Source organism: Caballeronia sordidicola (assembly GCF_002220365.1).
Taxonomy (GTDB): domain Bacteria; phylum Pseudomonadota; class Gammaproteobacteria; order Burkholderiales; family Burkholderiaceae; genus Caballeronia; species Caballeronia sordidicola_C.
This window is the reverse complement of record NZ_MTHB01000223.1, coordinates 48,498-71,133: the sequence shown is the minus strand read 5'-3', so window position 1 is coordinate 71,133 and position 22,636 is coordinate 48,498. Positions and strand designations below refer to the sequence as shown.

At 59.4% G+C, this 22,636-nt stretch carries 22 protein-coding genes; 9 read left to right on the top strand and 13 right to left on the bottom strand.

Annotated features, from left to right (window positions below; genetic code table 11):
- Window positions 1-38: 38 nt before the first annotated feature.
- Window positions 39-908: a flagellar motor stator protein MotA gene (gene motA / locus BSU04_RS31225; protein ID WP_089164142.1), complete on the bottom strand. Its 870-nt coding sequence runs from the start codon at window positions 906-908 to the stop codon at window positions 39-41.
- Between the two features lie 721 nt (window positions 909-1,629).
- Between motA and BSU04_RS31220 the strand changes: the two genes are divergently transcribed.
- Entirely contained in the window at window positions 1,630-2,259 is a 630-nt protein-coding gene (locus tag BSU04_RS31220) for a hypothetical protein (protein ID WP_089164141.1), read from the top strand.
- 119 nt (window positions 2,260-2,378) lie between these two features.
- Here the strand turns inward: BSU04_RS31220 and BSU04_RS31215 are convergent, their stop codons facing one another.
- The 7 genes from BSU04_RS31215 to BSU04_RS31185 all read right to left on the bottom strand — a co-directional run bounded on the left by BSU04_RS31215 (window position 2,379) and on the right by BSU04_RS31185 (window position 11,050).
- Window positions 2,379-3,401 carry an ABC transporter substrate-binding protein gene (locus BSU04_RS31215; protein WP_179258500.1) on the bottom strand — a complete coding sequence of 341 codons (1,023 nt, stop codon included), beginning with the start codon at window positions 3,399-3,401 and terminating at the stop codon, window positions 2,379-2,381.
- A 56-nt stretch (window positions 3,402-3,457) separates the two neighbouring features.
- Window positions 3,458-4,366 carry an SMP-30/gluconolactonase/LRE family protein gene (locus BSU04_RS31210; RefSeq protein ID WP_089164139.1) on the bottom strand — a complete coding sequence of 303 codons (909 nt, stop codon included), beginning with the start codon at window positions 4,364-4,366 and terminating at the stop codon, window positions 3,458-3,460.
- 33 nt (window positions 4,367-4,399) lie between these two features.
- On the bottom strand, window positions 4,400-5,341 hold the full coding sequence (locus BSU04_RS31205) for an ABC transporter permease (protein ID WP_256983503.1): 942 nt from the start codon (window positions 5,339-5,341) through the stop codon (window positions 4,400-4,402).
- A gap of 68 nt (window positions 5,342-5,409) precedes the next feature.
- On the bottom strand, window positions 5,410-6,354 hold the full coding sequence (locus tag BSU04_RS31200; protein ID WP_089164137.1) for an ABC transporter permease: 945 nt from the start codon (window positions 6,352-6,354) through the stop codon (window positions 5,410-5,412).
- Window positions 6,351-7,883 carry a sugar ABC transporter ATP-binding protein gene (locus BSU04_RS31195; RefSeq protein WP_256983498.1) on the bottom strand — a complete coding sequence of 511 codons (1,533 nt, stop codon included), beginning with the start codon at window positions 7,881-7,883 and terminating at the stop codon, window positions 6,351-6,353. Before BSU04_RS31195 ends, BSU04_RS31200 begins: the two co-directional genes overlap by 4 nt.
- Before the next feature lie 223 nt (window positions 7,884-8,106).
- Window positions 8,107-9,684, bottom strand: a complete 1,578-nt coding sequence (locus BSU04_RS31190; protein WP_089164135.1) for a UxaA family hydrolase — start codon at window positions 9,682-9,684, stop codon at window positions 8,107-8,109.
- A 43-nt stretch (window positions 9,685-9,727) separates the two neighbouring features.
- The gene (locus tag BSU04_RS31185) at window positions 9,728-11,050 is read right to left on the bottom strand and encodes an MFS transporter (protein WP_089164134.1); all 1,323 of its coding nucleotides are present in this window, start codon (window positions 11,048-11,050) and stop codon (window positions 9,728-9,730) included.
- A gap of 212 nt (window positions 11,051-11,262) precedes the next feature.
- On the opposite strand from BSU04_RS31185, the gene BSU04_RS31180 reads away from it, so the two are divergent.
- From BSU04_RS31180 to BSU04_RS31170, 3 genes are all read left to right on the top strand, one after another.
- Window positions 11,263-12,039 carry a GntR family transcriptional regulator gene (locus BSU04_RS31180; protein ID WP_089164133.1) on the top strand — a complete coding sequence of 259 codons (777 nt, stop codon included), beginning with the start codon at window positions 11,263-11,265 and terminating at the stop codon, window positions 12,037-12,039.
- A gap of 91 nt (window positions 12,040-12,130) precedes the next feature.
- The gene (locus tag BSU04_RS31175) at window positions 12,131-12,829 is read left to right on the top strand and encodes a YoaK family protein (RefSeq protein WP_089164156.1); all 699 of its coding nucleotides are present in this window, start codon (window positions 12,131-12,133) and stop codon (window positions 12,827-12,829) included.
- A gap of 232 nt (window positions 12,830-13,061) precedes the next feature.
- Entirely contained in the window at window positions 13,062-13,334 is a 273-nt protein-coding gene (locus tag BSU04_RS31170) for a hypothetical protein (protein ID WP_089164132.1), read from the top strand.
- A gap of 94 nt (window positions 13,335-13,428) precedes the next feature.
- Here BSU04_RS31170 and BSU04_RS46750 read toward each other — a convergent pair whose 3' ends face one another.
- Window positions 13,429-13,599, bottom strand: coding sequence for a hypothetical protein (locus BSU04_RS46750; RefSeq protein WP_179258497.1), 171 nt, complete (start codon window positions 13,597-13,599; stop codon window positions 13,429-13,431).
- A 119-nt stretch (window positions 13,600-13,718) separates the two neighbouring features.
- A complete protein-coding gene (locus tag BSU04_RS31165; protein ID WP_089164131.1) occupies window positions 13,719-15,179 on the bottom strand; it encodes an MFS transporter in 1,461 nt (486 codons plus the stop codon).
- A 381-nt stretch (window positions 15,180-15,560) separates the two neighbouring features.
- Here BSU04_RS31165 and BSU04_RS31160 point away from each other — a divergent pair, with 381 nt between their 5' ends.
- On the top strand, window positions 15,561-16,289 hold the full coding sequence (locus BSU04_RS31160; RefSeq protein WP_089164130.1) for a response regulator transcription factor: 729 nt from the start codon (window positions 15,561-15,563) through the stop codon (window positions 16,287-16,289).
- Between the two features lie 75 nt (window positions 16,290-16,364).
- Here BSU04_RS31160 and BSU04_RS31155 read toward each other — a convergent pair whose 3' ends face one another.
- Both BSU04_RS31155 and BSU04_RS31150 read right to left on the bottom strand, forming a co-directional pair.
- A complete protein-coding gene (locus BSU04_RS31155; RefSeq protein ID WP_089164129.1) occupies window positions 16,365-18,194 on the bottom strand; it encodes an ABC transporter ATP-binding protein/permease in 1,830 nt (609 codons plus the stop codon).
- Window positions 18,191-19,066, bottom strand: a complete 876-nt coding sequence (locus BSU04_RS31150) for an extracellular solute-binding protein (RefSeq protein WP_089164128.1) — start codon at window positions 19,064-19,066, stop codon at window positions 18,191-18,193. Before BSU04_RS31150 ends, BSU04_RS31155 begins: the two co-directional genes overlap by 4 nt.
- 227 nt (window positions 19,067-19,293) lie before the next feature.
- On the opposite strand from BSU04_RS31150, the gene BSU04_RS31145 reads away from it, so the two are divergent.
- The gene (locus tag BSU04_RS31145) at window positions 19,294-19,722 is read left to right on the top strand and encodes a TOBE domain-containing protein (protein ID WP_089164127.1); all 429 of its coding nucleotides are present in this window, start codon (window positions 19,294-19,296) and stop codon (window positions 19,720-19,722) included.
- A 39-nt stretch (window positions 19,723-19,761) separates the two neighbouring features.
- On the opposite strand, the gene BSU04_RS31140 is transcribed toward BSU04_RS31145, so the two are convergent.
- Window positions 19,762-20,688 (bottom strand): hypothetical protein, encoded by a 927-nt coding sequence (locus BSU04_RS31140; RefSeq protein ID WP_089164126.1) that lies wholly within the window; start codon window positions 20,686-20,688, stop codon window positions 19,762-19,764.
- 192 nt (window positions 20,689-20,880) lie between these two features.
- Between BSU04_RS31140 and BSU04_RS31135 the strand changes: the two genes are divergently transcribed.
- The 3 genes from BSU04_RS31135 (at window position 20,881) to BSU04_RS31125 (ending at window position 22,605) form a co-directional block, all read left to right on the top strand.
- Entirely contained in the window at window positions 20,881-21,381 is a 501-nt protein-coding gene (locus tag BSU04_RS31135; RefSeq protein ID WP_089164125.1) for a molybdopterin-dependent oxidoreductase, read from the top strand.
- Window positions 21,382-21,564: 183 nt separating this feature from the next.
- On the top strand, window positions 21,565-22,116 hold the full coding sequence (locus tag BSU04_RS31130) for a nitrogen fixation protein NifQ (RefSeq protein ID WP_089164124.1): 552 nt from the start codon (window positions 21,565-21,567) through the stop codon (window positions 22,114-22,116).
- 165 nt (window positions 22,117-22,281) lie between these two features.
- Entirely contained in the window at window positions 22,282-22,605 is a 324-nt protein-coding gene (locus BSU04_RS31125; RefSeq protein WP_306427242.1) for a winged helix-turn-helix domain-containing protein, read from the top strand.
- Window positions 22,606-22,636 lie beyond the last annotated feature (31 nt).

Below are 22,636 nucleotides of genomic sequence, written 5' to 3'. Positions count from 1 at the left end.
CGTGATACGGCTGAAGTGCGCGGGGCGGGACAGGCTCGTCACGCCGACTTCGGTTGCTTGGTGGCGCGGACGGCGTCGTCGAGTTCCTTGAAGGTTGGACGATCTGCGGTGAACAGCACCTTGCGCCCGAACTCGACGGCAATCGCCGGTGCATAGCCGTTCATCGACGCGAGCAGCACGGACTTCACGCACTGGAATGGCTTGGCTTCAGCCTGTCCTTTTGCAGCCAGCAGATCGGCGAGCGGCCCAAAGAAACCATACGCGAGCAAGATGCCGAGGAACGTGCCGACCAGCGCGCCCGCGATCATTTCGCCGAGTATCGCGGGCGCGGCGCCCACTGAGCCCATGGTATGCACGACACCCATCACGGCCGCGACAATGCCGAACGCGGGCAGGCCGTCTGCCATCTTCTGGATTGCGCCAGATGCCAACGATGTTTCCGCGTGATGCGTCTCGAGTTCTTCGTCCATCAGGTCCTGCATCTCGAGCGCGTTGATGTTGCCGCTCGACATCATGCGCAGGTAGTCGACGATGAATTCCAGCAGATGGTGATCGTTCAGCACGTGTTCGTACTTCTTGAACGTCGGGCTGTTTTGCGGCGCTTCCACGTCGACCTCGAGCGCCATCATGCCTTCCTTGCGCGCCTTCTGAAGCAGCTCGTACAGCAGCGCGATGAGCTGCACGTACTTTTCCTTCGAGTAGCCGCCCGCCTTGAACGCGCTAGGAAGGACCTTGATCGTTTTCTTGAGCGTCGTAACCGGATTCGATACGACGAACGCACCCACTGCCCCGCCGAAGATGCATAGCAACTCGAAGGGCTGGAACAGTGCGAGCAGATGGCCGCCTACGCCCAGAAAACTGCCGATCACCGACCCGATGACCAAGACCCAGCCAATAACGACAAACATGCTCTCTCCGCTGATTTTCTTGTGCTTCGTTTGAATGAAGCTGTCCTAGACCTTAACGGCAAGCAGACCAGCAGATTTAGGGTAGAGCGGAGGTATCTTTTCTCTTGAGGTTGGCGTGCCACGGCAAAAGTTACTTCCCAACTAATGCTTATCGATGCTGCGAGCGCTTGCCTGGTAAGGCCCGGGCACTCAAAGCGCGGCCATTGCGCGCCGTCACTAGCCGCACGCGATCGATGTGAAGTTTGCGAGGCTTTCCGTGTACCCGTGTACATCACGGAGCCATTGAGCGTGTTGGTTACATTGCCTGATTTCAGTTGCATGCCATGCATCCGCACGGTGTCCCGGGGAAGGCGCAGTCCGCGCCTCTGCCAACATTCCTCGGTTTGATCAATCAGACCAGATCACGGAGGCGATTGTTACAAGAGGCGCAGCGACCTGATTCATTGAACAAAAACTTGAGAAACGTCCAACTCGAGGATCTGGTTTTGAGCGCTCAAGCAAAGTTCGTTGACGAATCATCAGATGATTGGAGGTACCGGGAAAAAATCGGCTAGTGACGTTAGCTCATCGTTCCGGTCACTTTTGCGGACCGTCGAATTGAACGCGAAAACAGTCACTGTTCGCTTTATTGAATCGATTGGTGAAACCGTAAAGTCTCGCCACGGGAAAGGGCCCGGCACATTACGGAGAGGGTGCAGTGAACACTGTCTTGAGGGCGGCAATGGCCGCAACGATCGCGACGCTGGCAACGGGCGCAGCTCACGCGCAAGAAGTTTATGTTCAAGGCGGTACGCTGGGCGCCGGTATAGGCGCGGCGTATTCGTTCAACTCGTGGTCGGGGGTGCATGCGGAAGTCGAAGGCTTCGGCCTGTCGCATTCATTCAACGTAAGCGACAACAAATACGATGGCCACCTTAGCCTGAAGCAAGGGGGGCTCTATCTCGACCTGTTCCCGTTTTCAAGCAGTGGTTTTCGCGTGACGGGCGGCGCGCTCTTCAACGGCGACGAACTGACCGCGCACGCGGTACCCAATGCCGACGGTAACTACAAGATTGGCGACGACTACGTGCCGGCCATCGGTCCGGCACCATCCGCTACCGTGCGCTTGCCGAGCGTGATGCCGTACCTCGGAGTGGGTTACGGTCACAAGCCGGTGTCGAAGGGATTCGGCTTTATGTGCGATCTCGGCGTAGCGTATGGGCGTCCCCACGTTTCTTATTCCGTGCCGGCCATCTACAGCCAGTTGACGACGCAGGCGAATATCGATCAGGAGCAGCAAAACATCACCGATCACGTGGAACGGTACCGTTGGTATCCGGTAGTCCAGGTGGGCGTGACTTATCGGTTCTAACGAGTACTTTTAAACGATCGGATCGCGACGTCGCTGATCCAAGGATTTCATGTCCTCGGATTCGATACCTCGAATACGTGATGGATGGTTGGTCGCTCAAACAAGAGCGACCAACCATATCACTTCTTATCTACAATCTTTACCGTTTCGTCGACTGTATATAGGATATCGCTGACGCCTCCCGGCTGAACCTTGCCTAGTGCGGCATCGAGATCTTCCTGCTTGACTTCAAGTAACGGGACCTGGATGTCCTTTGGCATCTTCTTGCCGGCGAGGGCTTGCTGCGCCACCCAGAATGCCGCAGTCACGGCGCCCGGTGGATTCGACACCGACGTCGTTTTGTAGCCGCTCGCAGCTTGTTCGCTCCACCACTTCAACTCGTCGTATCGATTTCCCAACACGATGATCGGAGTTGGCCTGCCCGCGGCTTTGAACGCTTGCGCCGTGCCGAACCCGTCATCCCCCTGAGTTGCTACGCCGTCGATCTTGGGCAACGTCGGCAATACGCCTGCCACCGCTTTTTGCGCGACGGTCTGCGTCCAGTTGCCATTGACGCTCGCAACGATCTTCATGCCGGGATGCTTTTTAATGCCGTCGACCACGCCTTGATGGATTGCATCATCAACCGACACCCCGGCAAGTCCGCGCACCTCAAGAATGTTGCCCGTGCCGTTCAGACGCGACGCCAGATAGTCCGCCTGCTGCTCGCCCCACTTGTGGAAGTCGAACGATACCCGATACGCACACGGCTCAGTCACAATCCCATCGTAAGACACCACCACGATACCGGCTGCACACGCCTGCTTGATGACGCCGTTAAGAGCGGTCGGCGAAGCGGCATCAACGACGATCGCGTTGTAGCCTTGCAGGATCAGATTCTGGATTTGTTGTGCTTGTTCCGTAACCTGATTTTCCGCCGTAGTGAATGTCGGCGCCGCGGCGATGCGCTTATCCGCGACGGCCTGCGCGGTGACAGTCTGCCAGTCCTTGAGCATGGTCTGGCGCCAGGCGTTGCCTGCGTAATTATTCGACAGCGCGATCTTCTTGGTCGCCGTGTTCGTCTGTGACATTTGCGCATGCGCCGCCACGGCGCCTAGCGAAAGGCCCAACACGGCACCTAGCCACGCATATTTCCTGGTCATCCCGTTCATCGTCACGTCTCCGTAGATATTATTGAATCTGAGCCAAACAGTTGAAATTAACGCGCAGCGCCCCGCACACCCACGTGGAGCGAGTAAAGCGATGCACTGGCGGTAATGAAGAGGCGGTTGCGATTAAGTCCGCCGAAAGTCAGGTTGGCAGCGGTTTCCGGCAATAAAATCTTGCCGAGCAAGGTGCCGTCAGGCGCATAGCAATGCACGCCGTCTTCCGCGCTCGTCCACACATTGCCGTGTTCATCCACGCGCAAACCGTCGGGAATGCCACTCGCCATTTCCACGAATATCCGGCTTCTTGACAACCGGCCTTCGCGGCCAACATCGAACACGCGGATGTGCCTCGGACCGCGATCGACGTGCGTCGCTCCCGAGTCGGCCACATAAAGCCGCGACTCGTCGGGCGAAAAAGCCAGCCCATTTGGCTTGACGAAGTCGTCAGCCACCCGTCGAGGCTCGCGACTGTCCGGCGACATGGCATAAACGTGACATCCACCGATTTCACCAGGCGCTCGGAAACCCTCGTAGTCGCTCAAGATTCCGTAGTCGGGGTCGGTGAACCAGATGGCACCCTTCGAATCGACAACGAGATCGTTGGGGGAATTTAGGCGGCCGCCTTGATAGTGCGATGCAAGGACCACAATGCTGCCGTCATGCTCAGTGCGTGATATGCACCGGCGCCCGTGCTCGCACGTCACAAGCCGGCCTTGTGCATCGCGCGTGTTACCGTTGCTGTAGTTCGCGTTGGCACGAAATACGCCCACACCCATGCCGGGTGCCCAGCGCAGCATCCGGTTGTTCGGGATGTCACTCCATACAAGCATGTCGCTCGCTGGAAAATACGCCGGGCCTTCGGCCCACAAGCAATCTCCTGCGAGCTTTTGCAGTGGTGCATTGGGTTGGACCAGGAGTCTGAAGCGGGGGTCATGGACTTCGTGGTCGGTACTGTTCATGGTTTTATCAAAGAGAAAAAATGGACCGGCCAGTCAGCGCAATGCCTTGCTGCCCGCTGCCGCCGTGACCGCAATAATCAGGGCGCCGTAGACCAGCGAACGCACGCCCGCGTCTGCGCCTACGGCATTGAGAATGGCCGTCATGAGAAACAGGAACATGGACGCGCCCCACACGCCTGTGATCGTCGCCTTTCCGCCCGTTACGAGCGTTCCACCGATCACGACTACGGCGATTGATATCAGCATGTATTCGACGCCCATATCGAGCGACGCGCCACCCGAAACCGCGGCCAGCGAGATAGCGGTGAGTGCTGCGATGACCGCTGAAAGCACGTAGGCAATGCATCGAGTGCGGTGGACGTTTACGCCAGCAAGCCATGCCGCGCGCGTGTTCTGGCCGACGGCGGACAACCGCCTGCCATACACACTGCGATGCAGTAGTACCGCGAGCGCGAGCGACAGGACGAGCGCGGCCAGTGCGATGTAGGGAATGTGCAGCACGCGGCCGATGGCGAATGCTCCCAACGCGGCAGGTGGAGCGGGAAGGTTCCGGCCTTGGGTGATGGCGATGGACTGGATAATGAAACTCGACGACAGCGTCGCAATGATGGGAGGAATTCGCAGCAGACGGATGAGCGAATAATTGGCAAGCCCGACCGCCACGCCCACACCCAGCACGGCGGTGAAACCGGCTGCAATGCGCCCGTCGTCGCCATTCATCACGTGCATGCCGATCACGCCCGCTAAAGCGATGGTCGATGGCACGGACAAATCGATATTGCCGGTGCCCGATGTGATAACGAGCATTTGACCAAGTCCGACCAGCACCATAAAAACGCCATAAATCAGTGCGGTCTCCACCACGTTGCCCGCGATTGAAAAGCCGAATATCGCGACGGTTGCGATCCAGACCAGCGCTGCGCCAATGAATGACCAGGCCCACGGTGCCTGAATCGTTTTCAACCGGCTATACATACTGTCTGCCGACGATGTCGAAGGCAACGCGTCATCCTTGGCGCTGGCATCCCCAGGAGTGTGACGACTCATTGCTTGTCTCCGTTGCGTTGTTGAAGCAAGACACGCAGCGACAGCACAACGATGAGGATTGCACCCTGCATGCCGACCTGCCAGTCCGACGATATGTTGAGAAACGCAAGGAAGGATGCGGCGAGCGTCAGTGTGATCGCGCCCAGCACCGCGCCAACCACTGACACCCGTCCGCCAATGAATTCGCCGCCGCCAAGAATCACGGCTGCAATCGACAGCAAGGTATAGCGCAGTGCGAGGTTGGCATCGGCAGACGTTGTCAGGCCGAGCAACGACAACCCGGACAGCACGCCGAAGAGGCCCGCTACGCCGTAGAGCGTCGCCCGGTTGCGGACCAGCGACCAACCGAAGCGCCGCACGGCGCGCGGATTGCCCCCAGCAGCGCGACTGCGCACGCCGGCCGACGAGCGCATCAACAGGAAGTGACCGATCATGGCGATAAGCACAGACCAGATGATCGGTGCGGCGATCCAAGGTGTCTGGAAGCTCATGACCGCGCCGAGCCATTCGGGACTGGTGCCCCCCGGTGACGGTAGCAATACGATCGCCAAGCCGCTCCATACGAACGAGAGCCCGAGTGTGACGACGATCGACGGTATCTGCCGCAACTCGATCAACGCACCGACCGCTGCATAGGCCAGAACGCACCCCGCCAGCGCAAGCGTGCCAAGCCAGGGTTGCTTGACCAGGAGTGTCGCGCCGATGCAGGCAACCAGGCTAACAAATGGGCCAATCGACAGATCCAGGTCGTTGACCGTGATAATGGCCAGTTGCGCAAGTGTCGCGAACACTATCGGCACCGCGAGGTTGAGCAGCAGGTTGGAGCCAAAATAGCTGAACGTGGCTGGCTGCAGGATCAAGATCGGCACCAACACGGCGAATAGCGAAATGGCGGGCAGCAGGGCGCGCATGCGTGCCTGCGTGAAAGCTGCAGTTGTCATGCGGCATGCTCCTCGAAACTGGCGGCCAGCAACGCCTCTTCAGTGCATTCATCGCTGTGCAGTACACGGGTCACGGATCCCGAGCGAAATACGAAGGTACGGTCGCAGTAGGTGAGCTCGTCGTTTTCGGTTGTGTACCAAATGAACGTTCGTCCTTTCGCCGCTTCGTCCCGAACGAGTTGATAGATATCGCGCTTTGTACCGACGTCGACGCCCCGGGTCGGGTCATCCATCAAAATTAAATCCGCGTTCGACGCGAGCGCGCGTGCAAACAAGACCTTCTGTTGATTCCCGCCCGAGAGCGACAGGATGCTGGCGTTCACCGATGCACCGCGAATGCCGATCTTTACGCGCCACGCTTCCACCAGTGCGCGTGCGGCGGCAAAATCAATCAGGAATCCCGCTCGCGAGCGGCGGGTTTCGCTGTTTCGGCTGCCGCTCATGCCGCCTTTGCCAAGCCAGCGCAAGTCGAGATTCTGTGCAATTGACCAGACCGGAAAGATGCCGTCGCGGCCACGATCGCCGGCGACGAACGCAACGCGGGTCCGTGCGTCCCGCTGTGCGGCGTCGTAGATGGCGAGCAATGCGTCGGTCTGGCCTTGCCCCGCGAGGCCGCCGAAGCCGACGACTTCACCAGGCACAGCGTCGACCTTCACGCTTTTGCGTGGTCCGAGTGCCCATTCGTAGCCGGCGCCTTTTTCGCGTGCCATCCGAGCGCGAACCTCGCGAGGCGCGTTCGAGACTTCTGCATGCTGCCCCATCGCGAGAATGATTGAGTCACGGGTCAGGTTCTCACGCGGGAGGACTCGAACCAGACAGCCGTCGCGCATAACCATGACACGGTCGGAAACCCGTTCAATCTCGCCGAGCATGTGCGTGACCAGCAAGCAGGTTACGCCCCGCGCGGTAGCCTGGCGAACGTAGGCGAGCAGTTGTTCAGCGGTATGTGCGTCAAGACTGGAAGTGGGTTCGTCGAGGATCATGAGCCTCACTGGAACGTCGGTCTCGGTGAAGCCGCGCGCGATTTCGACCATCTGTCGTTGCGTCAGTGTGAGATCGGAGACTAGTTCGTTCCCGGTCAGGGTGTTGCCCGGGAAAATCTCGTCGAGCCGGGTCCGTATCAGAATGCGCGCGCGTTTGCGCCAGCCAGGTCCGCTCAGCCTTGGGTGCACGACGCATAAATTCTCAGCAATGGTCAGATTCGGGCACAAAGAAAGTTCCTGGAATACGCAGCGAATCCCGGCGAGCCGGGCGGTGTTCGCATCGTAATGAGGGCACGCCTGACCATCGGTTTCGATCACCCCTTCGCTCGGGGGGAATACGCCTGCCAACACGGCCATCAGGGTCGACTTGCCCGCACCGTTATGGCCCGCGATGCCGATACATTCACCCGGCGAGAAGCTGAAGTCGACTGCGCTTAGCGCTTTCACGTTGCCGAAGGTCTTGCCAATACCGGAAAAGCGAATGAGCGGTGGGGACTGAATGAGCGGTGGGAACTTGTTGTCGCCGGTTTTGTTGTATTTATTCAATGTAGGACTCCGGATTGAATGCGTTCGCCTATGAATTTTCCCTGTCATTTCGTTCCAGTTCTGCCCGTAGGTGACGAAACGATGAGTGAGGTTCAGTGCCGGAATCCATAGGTGTTTGCCCCGTCAGCTGACACGGTATTTTGTGTCATTTCTTTCGACGCATGAGTTGCAGTGCAATTAGGTCGCCACGCAAACTCACGCGTCGCTCAAGAGGCATTGGGCGTCAAGTGATCGCGCTGATCTGCCAGGGGACGAATTCGTTTTGTCCGTAACCATGTTGCTCGCTTCGTGAGCGCCGGCCAGAGGCGGTATCGAGCATCATTTGAAACAGCAACGCACCCAGCACTTCGATCGTTTTAGTCCCCTCGAGAACTTCGCCGCAGTTCAGGTCCATGTCGTCGGATTGTCGCTGCCAGAGTGTTGTATTCGTCGCCAGCTTGACCGAAGGCGAGGGCGCGCAGCCATACGCCGAACCGCGACCCGTCGTGAAACAAATGAGGTTCGCACCGCCTGCGACCTGGCCGGTTGCCGAGATTGGATCGTAGCCGGGCGTATCCATGAAGACGAGACCGCGCGCCCGGACCGGCTGTGCGTATTCGTACACTTCAGTCAGGTTCGTCGAGCCGCCTTTCGCGATGCCGCCTAGCGATTTCTCCAATACGGTGGTGAGACCGCCGGCCTTGTTTCCCGCCGATGGGTTGTTGTTCATCTGTGCGTCATGCCGGTCGCAATACTTCTCCCACCACTTGATCCGGTCAACGAGTTTTCGACCGATCTCCGGCGTGCTCGCACGCCGCGTCAACAGGTGTTCCGCGCCGTAGATCTCGGGCGTTTCGGAGAGAATCGCCGTTCCGCCGTGCGCCACCAGCAGGTCGACGGCCGCGCCCAGAACCGGATTCGCGGTGATGCCCGAGTAGCCGTCTGATCCGCCGCACTGGAGGCCAACCTTAAGATGACTCGCCGGGACCGTTTCCCGTTTGACCGCATTCGCCTCGGGCAGCATTTCCTTGATGATGTCGATCCCTTTCGCGATCGTCGCGGTCGTGCCGCCAGTGTCCTGGATGGTGAACGTGCGCAAGCGCTCGTGTTCCTTGAGCCCTTGCGTTTCAAGCAACTTGGATATCTGATTGGTCTCGCAGCCTAGTCCGATTACCAGTACGCTCGCAAAATTCGGATGGCATGCATAGCCTCCCAGAGTCCGCTGAAGAATCGCCAGGCCTTCGCCATCAGCGTCGACTGCACATCCCGCGCCGTGGGTGAGCGCGACGACACCGTCCACGTTGGGAAATGCGCCGAGGACTTCTGGATGGATGTCGCGACGAAAATAATCGGCGATCGCTCGCGCAACGGTTGCGGAACAGTTCACAGAAATAAGGATGCCGATGTAATTTCTGGTCGCAACCTGTCCGTCGCGGCGAACGATTCCTTGAAACGTTGCCGGTTGTGCAGCCGGCAGCGTTTCACGGGCGCCCTTGCTGTATGCATAGTCCCGCGTGAAATCGCCCATCGCCAGGTTATGGGTGTGGACGTGCTGACCTGCGCGAATGGGTTGGCTTGCAAAGCCGATGATCTGGCCGTACCGATGCACGGCTTCGCCGGTCTCGATCGCGCGGGTGGCGACTTTGTGACCAGGCGGGATCAGACCCGACACCGTGACGCCTTCCTCGGCGAGCACTGTGCCCGACACAAGTTGATGGAGCGATATGACCACGTCGTCGGCCGGGTTGAGGCGGATCACGCGTGCGGCGTTGCTTTGCTGCGCGTCCTTGACAGACGACTTTTCTTCGACGGGGGAGAGCATGTGAGGTCCTTACAAAAGTTCGGCTGCCGGCAATGGAGAATCTTCAGGAGAGTCCGCGTTCGCGATAGTCTACGGCGCTCGCGCTGAGCATCAGGCATAGCGCTGCCACGACAAAGAACATGAGCGCTAGAAAATAGGTGCCTGTGAACTGCACGATCAGGCCAATCAGGATCGGCACGATCACGCCAACAATATTGCCGCAAAAATTCATCGCACCGGCGAGCAGTCCGGCGCGAGATTGGCCGCCAAGCGTCGCAGGGACGCCCCAGAACATGCCGCACCAGCGCAGGAAGAATAGGGCAATGCAAAGCAGGGCGACAACGCCTGCGGGTGAGTGTACAAACGCCACGGCAAGAATGGTCACTGCCGTCACGCCGCCGGCGCCGCTGAACATGACCTTCATGACGAGATTCGGCGATGTACCCGTTGCGCGCCACTTGTCGGCAATCCACCCGCCTGTCAGTTCGCCGATAAAACCGCACATGAAGATGATGAAGGTCGCGCCGCCCATCTGCTTGAGGTCGAAGCCGTGCGCCTTGTGCAGATAGCTCGGCATCCACGTCATGAGACCGTAGAAGACGCTGTTATAGCAAGCCCAACTCAGGAACATGAAGAGAACGGACCGGTCTTTCAGGAGTTCGAGGAACGGAACCGGTTTGATATCGACGTGTGCGGGGGCGGGCGCGGCATTGTTATCGGCGATGTGCGAGAGCTCGTCTGCATTGACGCCTGGATGCTCCGACGGATGATTGCGAACATAGCGCCACGCAAAGATACCGACGACGACCGTGCCAACGCCGGCGACCACGAATGCGAGGCGCCAGGAACCGAGAAGACCGATTAGTGCCGAGATGATGATCGCGCCGAATGCGGAGCCGAGCGGGGCGCCGCCATCCAGCAAGGTTGCGCCGCGGCCGCGCTCGAAAGGTGTCAGCCAGGTGCCGGCGAGTTTGGCTCCGGCGGGCATGATGGGTGATTCCGCGATGCCCAGGCCGAGGCGGGTAAGCAGAAGCGGGATCCAATGGAAGCAACCCGCGGCGAAAGCCTGACACACCCCCCACGCAATGGTGGCCATGCCGATGATGTTGCGTGATTTGTAGCGGTCGACCAGCAGGCCGCTAGGGATCTGCATGAACGCATAGGTCCAGAAAAACGAGCTGAGCAGCACGCCTTCCATAGCGGGAGTCAGCGAAAACTCGGACGAGATCAGCGGCAATGCGATTGAAAGCGACGCACGGTCGATGTAATTGATCGACGATAGCAGCAAAAGCAGCCAGAAAATTTTCCATCTTACGGTTGTGGCCGTCTTGCTAGCACCTGCAACGGTTGCCGTAGCGGGTGACTGCGCGACCTCGGCTGTACGCATTTCTCATCTCCAGAGGATTGACGCGATCGAGCCGCGCGCGGAGTTTTTTTGGCGAGTCGGGGATTGGCGAAGGAGCACTGACCGCCTCCTCCATCAACTTGAATACTAATATATTAGTTGCGCGGACCAAAGAACCGTATCGGGGTTTGCCCTAAACCTTGAGTATGCCGTTCAGCTCGACGACAATACGGCCCTAAACGCACAGGTCATAAATGAAAGCAGATCGTAACGACGCGCAGCAGTTCATTGCGCGACTTCTCCCGCCCGGGTATGCGATCGACCGGTCCAAAGGCCTGTCGGTGCAGCTTTACGAGCTGTTGCGGCAGGCCATCGTGACCATGGTCCTGCAACCGAAGGAAGTCATCTACGATCGAGCGATATCAGACACGCTGGGTATTTCCCGCACCCCGGTGCGCGAGGCATTGTTGCAACTCGCGCGGGAAGAACTCGTGGTGATCGCCGCGCAATCGAGCACGTATGTGGCGCCGGTGCTGAGGGAGCAGTTCATCGAAAGCGCTTTTATCCGCAAGGTTCTCGAAACGGCCAGCATTCGTCGGGCAGCGGAAATCATCACGGAGAAGGAACTCGAACAATTGAAAGATATTCATGAAGCCCATCGCCGCGCGATAAAACGTGGCAACTCCGTTGCGGCCATTCGGCACGACAACGAGTTCCATGCGCTGGTCAGCCAGGCCGCGCGCTTACCGAAGGTTCAGCAACTTGTGGAAGTGGTTAGGGCGCCGATCGATCGCGTTCGCCATATCACCGTGCGCGATCCGAAGGTCGGTGAAGCTACGTTGCGTCAACATCAAAAGATCCTTGATACCTTAATCAAGCATGATCCCGCCGCCGCCGAAAAGGCATTGATCGATCATCTCGAAGATGCCTTTACTTGGCAGCAAAAGGCGTTCGATGCGAAAGCGCAGATGTTCGCGGGCCTGGAGAAAAACAGACATGGCGAGGGCATTGGCGCAGCCATTGATGATTGATCGCGCGGACCCGGTGAACGGCTATGCGCTCGGATCGAGGCGGGCGTCTCACGTCATGTATTGACACCGGTTATAGCGAGTCCAAATCATGATGAACGTTGAAGCCGGTAAGCGCGACGCAGCGGTCGCGGTTTTCCTGACGCTGTCCGGTGGGTTTCTTGACACGTTTGCCTACGTCGGGCACGGGCACGTCTTCGCCAATACGATGACAGGAAACGTCGCGTTGCTCGGTGTCAATCTTGCAGAAACGGATTGGCGGCAGGCACGGCGGCATGTACCGCCGCTTATCGCGTTCGTACTTGCCATTTTTGTCGTTCATCTTTTGGCGCTCGCGGCTTCGGCCGGGCATCGGTGGGCGCGTCAGCCGGCAATAGCATGCTTGCTTCTGGAAATCGCATTCCTGACGACTGCAGCGAGCGGGGTCGTCCCAATTGCCGATTCCTGGCTTATACCGTCCATCTCCTTTGTTGCTACTCTCCAGACCTTGTCGTTCACCCATCTGAGAAATTTGTCGTACACCTCGGTCATGACGACCGGGAACCTCAGGCGAGCCGCGCAGGCATTGTTTAGCGGGCTCCTCCCGAAACGGGATATCAACTCTTTGCACGAGGCTCGCCTGCTCGGCATGATCGGATTATCTTTCCTGGTTGGGGCGATCCTTGGAGGGGTGGCCACCCGGACATTGCACGACTCGACGTTGTGGCTGGCCGCGGCGCTGCTTGTCGCAGCACTTGTACAAATCCTGCGCGTGGCACGCCGGACCTCTGACATGACCGATAACGATCTATGACTCGACGCAATATCTCTGAGGCATTCTTGGCTGAATGCCACTTCGTTCTTGCGATGAGAAAACGTGAATAATGGGGTGAGAAGTGCCCGCGTGGTCCAAGCCTACAAAAATTTGAACTTGCGCCGCGCGAGATGTTTAATAGATAAAAGGGCAAACAAGGAGCGAGCAGGGTGCGGAACGTTTTATGCGTGCCCTGACTCGACCTTCCATTTACTACAGGCGAACCCTAGCGATGATTCAAACTTTCGAGCAAACCATCGACGGCAAGTCGGTGCAGTTCTGCGCAACCATCGCAGACGGCGGCAGTCCGCAACGCGTCATCATCAGCCGGGCGGATTCTGCGAAGTCGCTGGTGATCATAGAGGCGTCGGGAATCATCGGCGCGATCAAAGCTGAAGTCGAAGCGCCCGAAACATTTGTTGCCGAAGCCGTGCGTAAGGCTCAACAAGAAGGGCTTATTGAACGAGCGCTGGCATCGGGAGAAATCCTGACAACGAATCTTTAATTTGGACCGCATCGGCCAAGAAAAGACACTAGGAAAAATGCCCGCCTGCTGAACGCAGGCGGGCATTTTTCCTGCTGAATCTGCAATGTCGAACTCAAAGACGCGGTGTACCGTTGTTCGGATCTGCCGGCACCAGCGGCGTCGCGGAATCCGGACCGTCGGGTGAGTCGGGATCATCCGGGGGCGGGGGTGCATCGGGGTCGAGCAATTCGTCGGGATCGGGTTCGATCGGCAAGTAGGTTGGGTCCGGCGGCGGCGTGGACATGTCTAGTTCCTCATTAGCGGCCTGCGGACCGCGCGTTGCACAAGACGTGCATATCTCACGGTATAAGCAACGAGCGTTCCCGGCGCGGTCTATTCGCCTTTGGCGTGCCATCATGATGCTCAGTGGCGGGCCCCCGTGCCGCATTTAAACGATACCGCCTCAGGCGCTTTATCGTCCTTAGCGCGCTTGCTTCCGACCGCGCGCCACGCGAGAACTGCACCGAATAACAACAACGCCACCGATACCCCCGCCGACGCCTTTACACCTATTACGATCTGCGCGCTTTCCGCCATGGCCGAGTGACTCGCCAGGGCACCGAACGCGGCGACGCCTATCGCGCCGGCCGCTTGGCGCGCGGTGTTCAGTACCGCCGATGCCGTGCCTGCCCGGTCCGGCGCAACCGTACCCAATACGGCGGTCGTCATCGCGGGGACGGCGAGTCCCATGCCCGTTGGAATCAGCAAGAAGGGCAGCAGCAATGCAACCACGGGCGTAGACGCATTGACGAAAAAGAGTGCGGCGAAACCTGCTGCATCGATCAACGCGCCGACGATCATCGGCAAGCGCGAACCGAAGCGCGCGACGACTACGCCACTCGCAAGATTCGACAACAGAAACCCGCCGGTGAGCGGCAGGAACGCGAGTCCGGCTTCCAAAGGCGTATGGCCGAGCACGCGCTGCAGGTACAGGCTCAACACGAACACCATGCCGTAATACGTGAGGTTCACGCAGATGCCGAACACGGTGGCCGAATTAAACGTACGGTCCCGAAACAGCGCGGGCGGCAGCATGGGCGCTGACGCGCGCCGCTCGACCAGCACAAGTCCCACTGCCGCGAGAATTGCCAGGGCAATTCCGCCGATCACCAGCGGGTGCGTCAGACCCAACGGCCGGAGCTCGATCATCGCGCCGACGAAGGCTGTCAACGCAACGGTCGCGAGCACTTGCCCGGGCAAGTCCATACCGCGCGCTTCCTGCTCTGGCTTTTTATCGGCGATCCACGCGTAGGTCGCCACGATGCCCGCCACGCATAACGGCACGTTGACCCAGAAAATACTGCGCCAGCCGAACGCGGCGATCAGCAAGCCGCCTACGATCGGCCCTGCCGCGATCGACACCGCGCCCGCCGCCGTCCACAAGCCCACGGCACGCGCCCGCAGCCCGTCGTTGTGACCGCAAGCCTGGTTGAGCAGCACCAGGGAGTTGGGCAGCATCGCGGCGGCGGCCATGCCCTGCAATGCGCGTGCAGCGACCAGTTGGGTCGCGTCCGTTGCGAAGCCGCAAGCGGCGGAAGCCACTCCGAACAACATCAGTCCCGCAGCGAACAAGCGCCGTGCGCCAAAACGGTCGCCGAGCACGCCTGCCGAGAGCATCAGCGCGGCGAAGGCGAGCGCGTAGGCGTCGACGGTCCACTGCAGGCCCGCCACGCTCGCATGCAAGTCGCGTCCAATGCTCGCGAGCGCCACATTGACGATGGTGACATCGAGTTGAGAGACCACGAAACCCATGCTGGCCGTGGTGACGATCAACGCCTGGCGTGTGCTCAGCCCGGCGCGTGGGGAGATAAGGTTCGAGTTCATGGAGACCAGCTTATCGACCCGGAGCGTCCGACGTTTCCGTGGTTCGTGAAATATGCATGCACGACTTTTCGAGAGCCGTGCGCGCCGTTTTGTGCCCGCTTGAAACACGTAGCACAGCGTCCGTGCCACACCTATTCGCAAGGTTTCGAGGCCGTCACGTGTCGGCACAAACAGTGACCTCGCGAGACATATTGAAAGCATTTGTGACGATCCGATCGTTCTATTTAAGAGTTTTCTGATGGATCAACCCTGTACCGCTCTGCAGAATTCGCGCGTCTGAAGTGGTCTCGTGGAGCGTCATGAGACCTTCTTTGGTGTCTTCAATAACGTCTTTTCAATACGTCCCGAAGTCACCGTTTACAGGTTACCGGTCCCGTTATCATGCGCATTGCAATTCTTCAATCCGATCCACAGCACCGCTTCGTCGTCGGCGCGATCATCGAGCGGCTCAACCATGTCTGCATTCCCTTCGGCGACGGTTTGTCGATGTCGAAATCGCTGTCCCGTTCCACGGTCGACATGCTGATCCTCGACTGGCATTCCACCGGCTTGTCCGGGCTCGACCTGCTGAAGTCGATGCGTTCGGGCATTGGCGAGCGCGTGCCCGTGATGTTCGCCTCGGCGGATGGCGGAGAGAGCAACGTGGTGCGTGCGCTGAGCGCGGGTGCGGACGACTTCGTCACTCATCCCGTGCGTTCCGCCGAGTTCGCGGCACGCGTACAAGCGCTGCTGCGGCGCGCCTATCCGGCGAATACTGCCGCTATCATGGAACTCGGCCCGTATCGTTTCGATTCGCGCCAGCAGAGCGTCACCGTACGCGGCCAACCCGTGCAACTGAGCGGTACGCAATTCCGGCTGGCGTTGCTGTTTTTCTCAAACATCGGGCGGGTGTTGTCGCGCGATCACATCTTCGCAATGGTCTGGGGGCGCGAGTTTCGCGAGTCCACGCGGACCATCGACAGCCACGTGTCGCGCTTGAGGCTTGCACTGACTATCGAGCCGATCAATCACTTTCGCTTGCAACCGGTGTACAAGAGCGGCTATCGGCTGTTGCATCTTTATGGGGACACTGTCGATGAAACGCGCATGCGTGAGGAAGCCACCGCTTGATACGTGCGTGGTGTCTGAAAATGAACAAGCCGTCGCGAGACGGCTTGTTTTTTGCGCACCCTACGCCGCTGTCCTTCAAATGGACCAGATAGTTAATTTGCCAATATCCACCGAGAACCGATGTGATGTGCCAGTCTTCAGGCGAGTGTCTTCGCTGGGGATATCGAATGTCACACCGCAGACTTTCAGCCGTGCGTAGCGATCTCCGCGCCGCAGTTCGATACCTTCGACCGTACCCTGGAACGCACCTTCATCGGACGGCATGATCGCAAGCCCAGGCAGCCGCCACATCACAGTTTGTCCCACCGGGATTGCAGTATTACCCGCAATGTCCAAGCGTAATTCGGCGCCCAGTTCAATCTTGTTTGCTTCAATCAAGCGGCCTTGCCCGACATTGTGAAGCCCGAGCAATTCCGCCACACGCATTGAAGCGGGGCGCTCGAACACATCGCTCACCGGTCCCGCCTGAAGCACCCGGCCATGCTCGATCAACAAGACTTCGTCGGCGAGCAGGGCGGCTTCATCTGGATCATGAGTGACGATCACCGTCACCGCCGATATCTCGCGCTGCAGTGCCCGCAACGATTGCTGCAGACGGCGGCGGCGCGGGGTGTCGAGTGCGGCGAAGGGTTCGTCGAAGAGCAGCAACTGGCTATGCTGCGTGAGCGCGCGAGCAAGCGCCACGCGCTGACGTTGCCCGAACGAGAGTTCACGCGGCAAGCGCTGAAGCAGCGTGGATATGCCCAGTTGTTCGACCCATTGCCGGGCGCTCGCCGCATCCGCGTTTAGCGGAAACGCCAACTGTTGTGCGACCGTCATATGCGGAAAAAGACCGTAGTCTTGCGGCATATAACCGATCCTGCGCTCTTCGGGCGGCAGGGCTCCGAGCGGGCTTCCACCCAGCATCACGCTAGCCGTCTGCCCGGCCTCAAGCCCCGCGATCAGGCGCAACGTCAGCGACTTGCCCGACCCCGACGTGCCGATGATCGCAAGGCGCCGCGTGCTCGGCGCCCATTCGATGTCGAGATCGAAGCTGCCAAGATGCTTTTTCAACACGATGCTCAGGCGGCGATCATCCTCGTCCATCAACGGACGTGCCAGCGTGGGGGTGTCGGCGTCATCGCCGTTGACGAGTTCCGAGTTCAACGAAGGACGGCCTCGGCGGCTGTAGATGGACAACGCCGCACACGCAATGGCAATGGCGAGCGTAGGCAACAACAAGGGCATCATGGCCGGCAAGCCCTGGCCGCCGAACACGACATAGGTATAAACCGGCAGCGAGTACGGGTGATACGCGACCATGACGGTCGCGCCGAATTCGCCGAATGCGCGCAGCCACGCCAGCGCCAGTCCGGCGCTGATCGCAGGCCATGCGACCGGCAGCGTGACGCGAAAGAAGCGGCTGCCGGCACGATGTCCCAACGTGGCGGCCACGTCCTCGAACATGGGGTCGACGGCCGAGAATGCGGAGCGGGCGGCAATGATCAGGAACGGAGCCGCGACAAACGTTTCAGCCAGCACGATGCCGGTGAACGAGTCGGTCAACGCGCCGCCCGTCAGTTGTCCGACCCAGCTATAGGGGCCAAGGAGGAACAGCAGCAAGACGCCGCTGGTGAGCGGCGGCAAGGCGAGCGGCAATTGCACGATAAAACCTAGCAACGCCGCCTTGCGCGAATTTGACCGGGCGAGCAGGTACCCCAGCGGCACGCCGCCCAACAAGATGACGAGCGACGCCACGCTCGCGCTGCCCGCCGATACGGCCGCCGCCGACAGCGTGCTCTTCCAGTCGACCCCGTGCCAGTCCGCCGCGCCGACCTGCGGGATGCTCGCGACGAACGGGGCGCACAAATAGACTGCGAGCAGCGCTCCAAGCCACGGCAGCGGTCGCGCAGCGGTGCGTTTCATCGAGTAGCGTCGATCACAGCCTGAAGGGATGGCGGCATGGCCTGGGCGTTACCGGTGATCGCGGGTTTGATTACGTCGACACCGTGTTCCTTGAGCAACTCGCGCCCCTTCGCGCTGAGCAGGAAGTCGACAAAGCGCGTGGCGCTCGCCGAGTTCGGTGCGTCGCCAAGAATGGTCAGCGTATAGCTCGCCTTGGCTTGCAATTCGGGCGCGGGACGGATGGACGGAATCTTCAGGTCGGAGGTTTCGGTCGAATAGAAGAAGCCGGCGTCGAGCTGCCCGGATTGCAAACGTCCGACCAGGGTTTCTTCAGGCAAGACCTGATCGGGATTCTCGGCTGCGCCCAGCGTCTTCTCGACCAGATCCGGCTGGTGATAAAGATCGGCGGCCTTGGTCACCATCTCGACGGTGAATGCACCCTTCGGGTCCAGTTTCGGATCGGTCCGGCCAATGCGAATACCCGGCTCCTGCAAGACCTTGTCCCAGCGTTTTGTCTTGAAGTCGCCGGCAAATTTGCTGCGCGGGTTATAGCCGATCATCAACGGCGATTCGGCGAACGTGACATACCACGTCACGTGGTCGCCGTTGTCCGCACCCATCAAGCCCGTGTTGACCTTCGGGCTCGCGCTGATGAACACGTCGCCGCGACGCAGCTTGCCCTTGATCTCGTTGGCGATCTTGTTTGAACCTGCCGCGTAGCCCTGGAAGTGCAGGCCGGTTTCCTTTTCAAAAGCGGGACCGACACTGCGCTCCATCAAATTGACAAGCGACCCGGCATACAACACGTTTACGGCGTTTTCGTCCGCCACAGCGGCATGGCTCAAGAGCGCGCTAGCCATGACCGCAACCGACACCATCACCTTCCGGATCATCTGATTCTCCACGTTGATAAAAGGCGTAATAAAGGGCGCTATATTACGCCGAGACCTGACTTGTTCGCTAACGCCATCGACATGTTTTGCGCGGCTTTTCATTTCAAGCGGGGGGCGCGGTGCGGATACACTTGTGGCCTGCCTGCAATGCAGGTGACCCAAGCCAACGTGCGTCCTGAGATCCGGGTGATTTAAGCCTTTCAAGGACGCCGCAACCGGAGATGAATATGCGAACAAGCGCCCGAAATCAATTTGTCGGTGAAGTGGTGGACGTCAAGCATGGTGCAGTCAATGATGAGATCTTGCTGCGCGCCAATGACGGCCTGGAGATTGTCGCCGTGATCACGCATGGCAGCGCTGCATCGCTCGGACTGGCCGCCGGCAAGGCTGCGTTCGCGCTGGTCAAGGCATCGTCGGTCATCGTGATGGTTGATGTGGCGGATAGCCAGGTATCGGCGAGGAACTGCTTTGCCGGGACGGTGTTGGCTGTGACCACAGGTGCTGTCAACAGCGAAGTCATTATTACCGTGGCAGGCGGCGCGCAGATTGCCGCTATTGTCACAAACGAAAGCGCGCAACGGTTGGTTCTCGCCAGCGGGAAAACGGCCACGGCGATTTTCAAGGCGTCGAGCGTGATTATCGGCGTGGACGACTAGCCTTCTCATCAACGTGCGTGGCGTCAATTCCCCAGTTCGTCAGTTCAGTGGAATGATTCGCAGGATACTGGCGCTGTCAGCGGATTTCGGCCGGTCTATGACGTACAACAGGTGATGCGCCGGATCGATAGCGACACCGCGGGCATCCTCGAAATCGTTGGCGATGACGACAACCGATTCATCGGGGCTTATTCGGCAGACCGCCGTCACGTTGCATTTTGTATAGAGCGTGCCGTTTGAATCGATGGTCAACAGGTCGGGTCCGTTGATCTTGATCACCGTTGTGCTCAGGCCGTTGGCCTGGGCGCGGTTGATCAGTCCGGACAGGCTGGTCTTCAGGATCATGTTGTCAGCCTGATCCGATATAAAAACGACGTCGCCTTGTACGGCTATGCCGACGGGTTTCGCCAATCCGGTCAACAGGTTGCGTTCGGACGCGGCGTGGGTTGAAACATCGTAGGTGATCAGGCTGAGGCCGCCCGTTGCCGGGCTATTGCCGTTCTTGACGAACCAGGTCGAGAGTATTTTTCCCGTTCCAATGGCAGCAAGTCCCAGCCTTCGCCGTATTGGATCGGTACCTGACAGCGGGGAGATGGACCCATTTGCGACAATGTCGAACACGGCGCCCGCGGTGCCGAATCCGAATCGTCCGACCAGTAGCGAACCGGTATCCGCGGCGCTCACTTGGCTTAGTGCATTGCCTTGTCCGGTGACCACGGGAATGGCGGCAAACGGTGTGAATGTCTTGCCGTCAGGCGATGAAAGCACGCTGTTGGTTTTGTCGTCGGTGATGAAGATCGTGCCGTCAGCCGGACGGATCGCGATGCCATTTGCCCGTGCATCCAGGGTGACGCGCTGCGGCGCGCTTACGATCTGCGCTGAACTGCAACCGGATAGCGCGATGACCGCAGCGGCGCTCAAGGTGCTTGCAAGCGTTAGCGCGTAGCGGGTGAGACGCTGGGGCATCGTATTTTCCTTGTCAGTGCATGGGTCCAAGGCCACCAATATATCGCTTAGTGCCATCCCGGCGGCCACATGCGCGAATTGGTATGTTGCCTATTGTTCGCGCACTGACTTGCCGGCTGTGACAGCAGCGTAATATTCGCGTGGATATAATGCCGGACAAGCCGCCTGAAACCGGCCCCTGGAGGATGAGAAATGAGTGATGCGAGTGATGCCGATTCCCACGCAGTCGCGCTCGAAACCCCTGCGAAAGCCGTCATATCGCTTGAAGGGGATTTCCAGCGACCGTTGACCGTTGATCTTGCGGAATTCAGGGAGCAACCCAACGTAGTCGCCGATCCTTTCGATCTGCGGTGCTACACGACGAACCGGTTTATCCGCAGCGTCGACACCTATCGCGGAGTGTTGCTGAAAGACCTGATCATGAAAGCCGGACTGCGCCCCGAGCCTAAGGGCGAGTTCAAGCGCACAGTGTTCATTGCGGTCGCGCACGATGGCTACGCGGTCACCTTTTCATGGCACGAATTATTCAATACGCCCGTGGGTGAGCGTGTCATTGTTGCCCATGAATGCGGAGGCCGCTCGCTTAGCACCGAGGATGGCGTCCCCATTCTGTTTTCAGGCGCGGATATTCTCCCTGCCCCCCGTCATGTGAAGCGGCTTGTGCGGATCGTAGCGCGGGTCTTGACGGCCTGATTTGACGTTTTAATACCGGGTAAACCTCCGAAGCCCGTTGCGGCAAGCGCTTCCTGGCGCGAGACACGGGCTTGACTCCGAACTGCGCGTGGCATACTGGTTTTGAGTCGATCCTTCCCGTGACATCCCGCGATCGGCTATACCGTCGAGCCATTCCTCGAGCCATTTCCCCGGTACCCGGCAATGACACATTTGCTCGTGACACGTGCCCAGTTGCTGGCTGCATCGTCTGCCCCTGATACCCCCGGCACCGCGTTGTTCGCCACCTTGCTTGCTGCGCACAGCGACCCTTCTCTGCTTGGGTTATCGCTGGAACAATTTGCCTCGCTGTATGGCCGGCACTTTGGCGCAATGCAACCGCCAAGGGCGGATTTGGCTATCCATTCGGAAGAGCAGGTCGGATTCATCGGCGAGCTTGTGGTCTTCCTGCAGGGTCATGTCCGGGCGAGCAGCGCCGCCGATATGGCCGACGCGGACTGCCTCGCGTCGATCATCGCCCATGCGTGCTTGCGGCCCGACCATCTGTGGCGCGATCTCGGACTAAGCGGGCGTGACGAAGTCACTGACATGCTCAGCCGGTATTTCCCGGCGCTGGTGGCACGCAATATCGATGGAATGCGCTGGAAAAAATTTCTCGCGCGAGAACTTGCGCTGTCGCTCGGACGGACGCCGCAGCCGGCGCCAGGGTGTCCGGGCTGCGAAGATTTCGGGTTTTGTTTCGGCGATGAATCTTAAGCACTGCGCTCGTGCACTGCGCCTGAGCACCGCGGCTTGCTCATGCACCGGTAATGTCGTGGATGCATGGGCCTGTCGGCCTCGTGTATGCTTTCGCGCATGGCTAAATCCGTGAAAGATCCAGCGACTCCGTCCTTATCCCGTCAGCCTGAGGTGCGCTTTCGCATGCGCATTCGCCAGGCGGATGCCGTGGCAATCGGCCCGGGGAAAATAGATTTGCTCGAGGCCGTGCATGAGCACGGTTCGATCTCGGCTGCCGCGCGCAGCCTGGGCATGTCGTATCGGCGTGCGTGGTTGCTTATCGACGAACTGAACCGCACGCTCAAGGAGCCTGCAACGTCTTCGGAAACGGGTGGTTCAGCGGGAGGTGGTTGCGTGCTGACGCCGGTTGGTGAAAAGATCGTGCGGCTTTATCGTGAGATTGAAGCAGAAGCGGCCAAGACCTGCGCGCCGCAGATTTCCGCGCTGACCAGGCTGATCAAGCGCTGATCATCGTGCTTGCCGCAGCAAGCGTGAGGCG

Coding starts and splice junctions, on each gene's coding strand:
- BSU04_RS46750 (WP_179258497.1), bottom strand. CDS start 13,599: ATGTCCACGCCGCCGCCGGACCCAACCTACTTGCCGATCGAACCCGAT.
- BSU04_RS31175 (WP_089164156.1), top strand. CDS start 12,131: ATGAACGTTGAAGCCGGTAAGCGCGACGCAGCGGTCGCGGTTTTCCTG.
- BSU04_RS31130 (WP_089164124.1), top strand. CDS start 21,565: ATGACACATTTGCTCGTGACACGTGCCCAGTTGCTGGCTGCATCGTCT.
- BSU04_RS31165 (WP_089164131.1), bottom strand. CDS start 15,179: ATGAACTCGAACCTTATCTCCCCACGCGCCGGGCTGAGCACACGCCAG.
- BSU04_RS31180 (WP_089164133.1), top strand. CDS start 11,263: ATGAAAGCAGATCGTAACGACGCGCAGCAGTTCATTGCGCGACTTCTC.
- BSU04_RS31135 (WP_089164125.1), top strand. CDS start 20,881: ATGAGTGATGCGAGTGATGCCGATTCCCACGCAGTCGCGCTCGAAACC.
- BSU04_RS31215 (WP_179258500.1), bottom strand. CDS start 3,401: ATGACCAGGAAATATGCGTGGCTAGGTGCCGTGTTGGGCCTTTCGCTA.
- BSU04_RS31185 (WP_089164134.1), bottom strand. CDS start 11,050: ATGCGTACAGCCGAGGTCGCGCAGTCACCCGCTACGGCAACCGTTGCA.
- BSU04_RS31125 (WP_306427242.1), top strand. CDS start 22,282: ATGCGCATTCGCCAGGCGGATGCCGTGGCAATCGGCCCGGGGAAAATA.
- BSU04_RS31170 (WP_089164132.1), top strand. CDS start 13,062: ATGATTCAAACTTTCGAGCAAACCATCGACGGCAAGTCGGTGCAGTTC.
- BSU04_RS31155 (WP_089164129.1), bottom strand. CDS start 18,194: ATGAAACGCACCGCTGCGCGACCGCTGCCGTGGCTTGGAGCGCTGCTC.
- BSU04_RS31160 (WP_089164130.1), top strand. CDS start 15,561: ATGCGCATTGCAATTCTTCAATCCGATCCACAGCACCGCTTCGTCGTC.
- BSU04_RS31190 (WP_089164135.1), bottom strand. CDS start 9,684: ATGCTCTCCCCCGTCGAAGAAAAGTCGTCTGTCAAGGACGCGCAGCAA.
- BSU04_RS31140 (WP_089164126.1), bottom strand. CDS start 20,688: ATGCCCCAGCGTCTCACCCGCTACGCGCTAACGCTTGCAAGCACCTTG.
- BSU04_RS31205 (WP_256983503.1), bottom strand. CDS start 5,341: ATGTATAGCCGGTTGAAAACGATTCAGGCACCGTGGGCCTGGTCATTC.
- BSU04_RS31150 (WP_089164128.1), bottom strand. CDS start 19,066: ATGATCCGGAAGGTGATGGTGTCGGTTGCGGTCATGGCTAGCGCGCTC.
- BSU04_RS31145 (WP_089164127.1), top strand. CDS start 19,294: ATGCGAACAAGCGCCCGAAATCAATTTGTCGGTGAAGTGGTGGACGTC.
- BSU04_RS31220 (WP_089164141.1), top strand. CDS start 1,630: ATGGCCGCAACGATCGCGACGCTGGCAACGGGCGCAGCTCACGCGCAA.
- motA (WP_089164142.1), bottom strand. CDS start 908: ATGTTTGTCGTTATTGGCTGGGTCTTGGTCATCGGGTCGGTGATCGGC.
- BSU04_RS31200 (WP_089164137.1), bottom strand. CDS start 6,354: ATGACAACTGCAGCTTTCACGCAGGCACGCATGCGCGCCCTGCTGCCC.
- BSU04_RS31210 (WP_089164139.1), bottom strand. CDS start 4,366: ATGAACAGTACCGACCACGAAGTCCATGACCCCCGCTTCAGACTCCTG.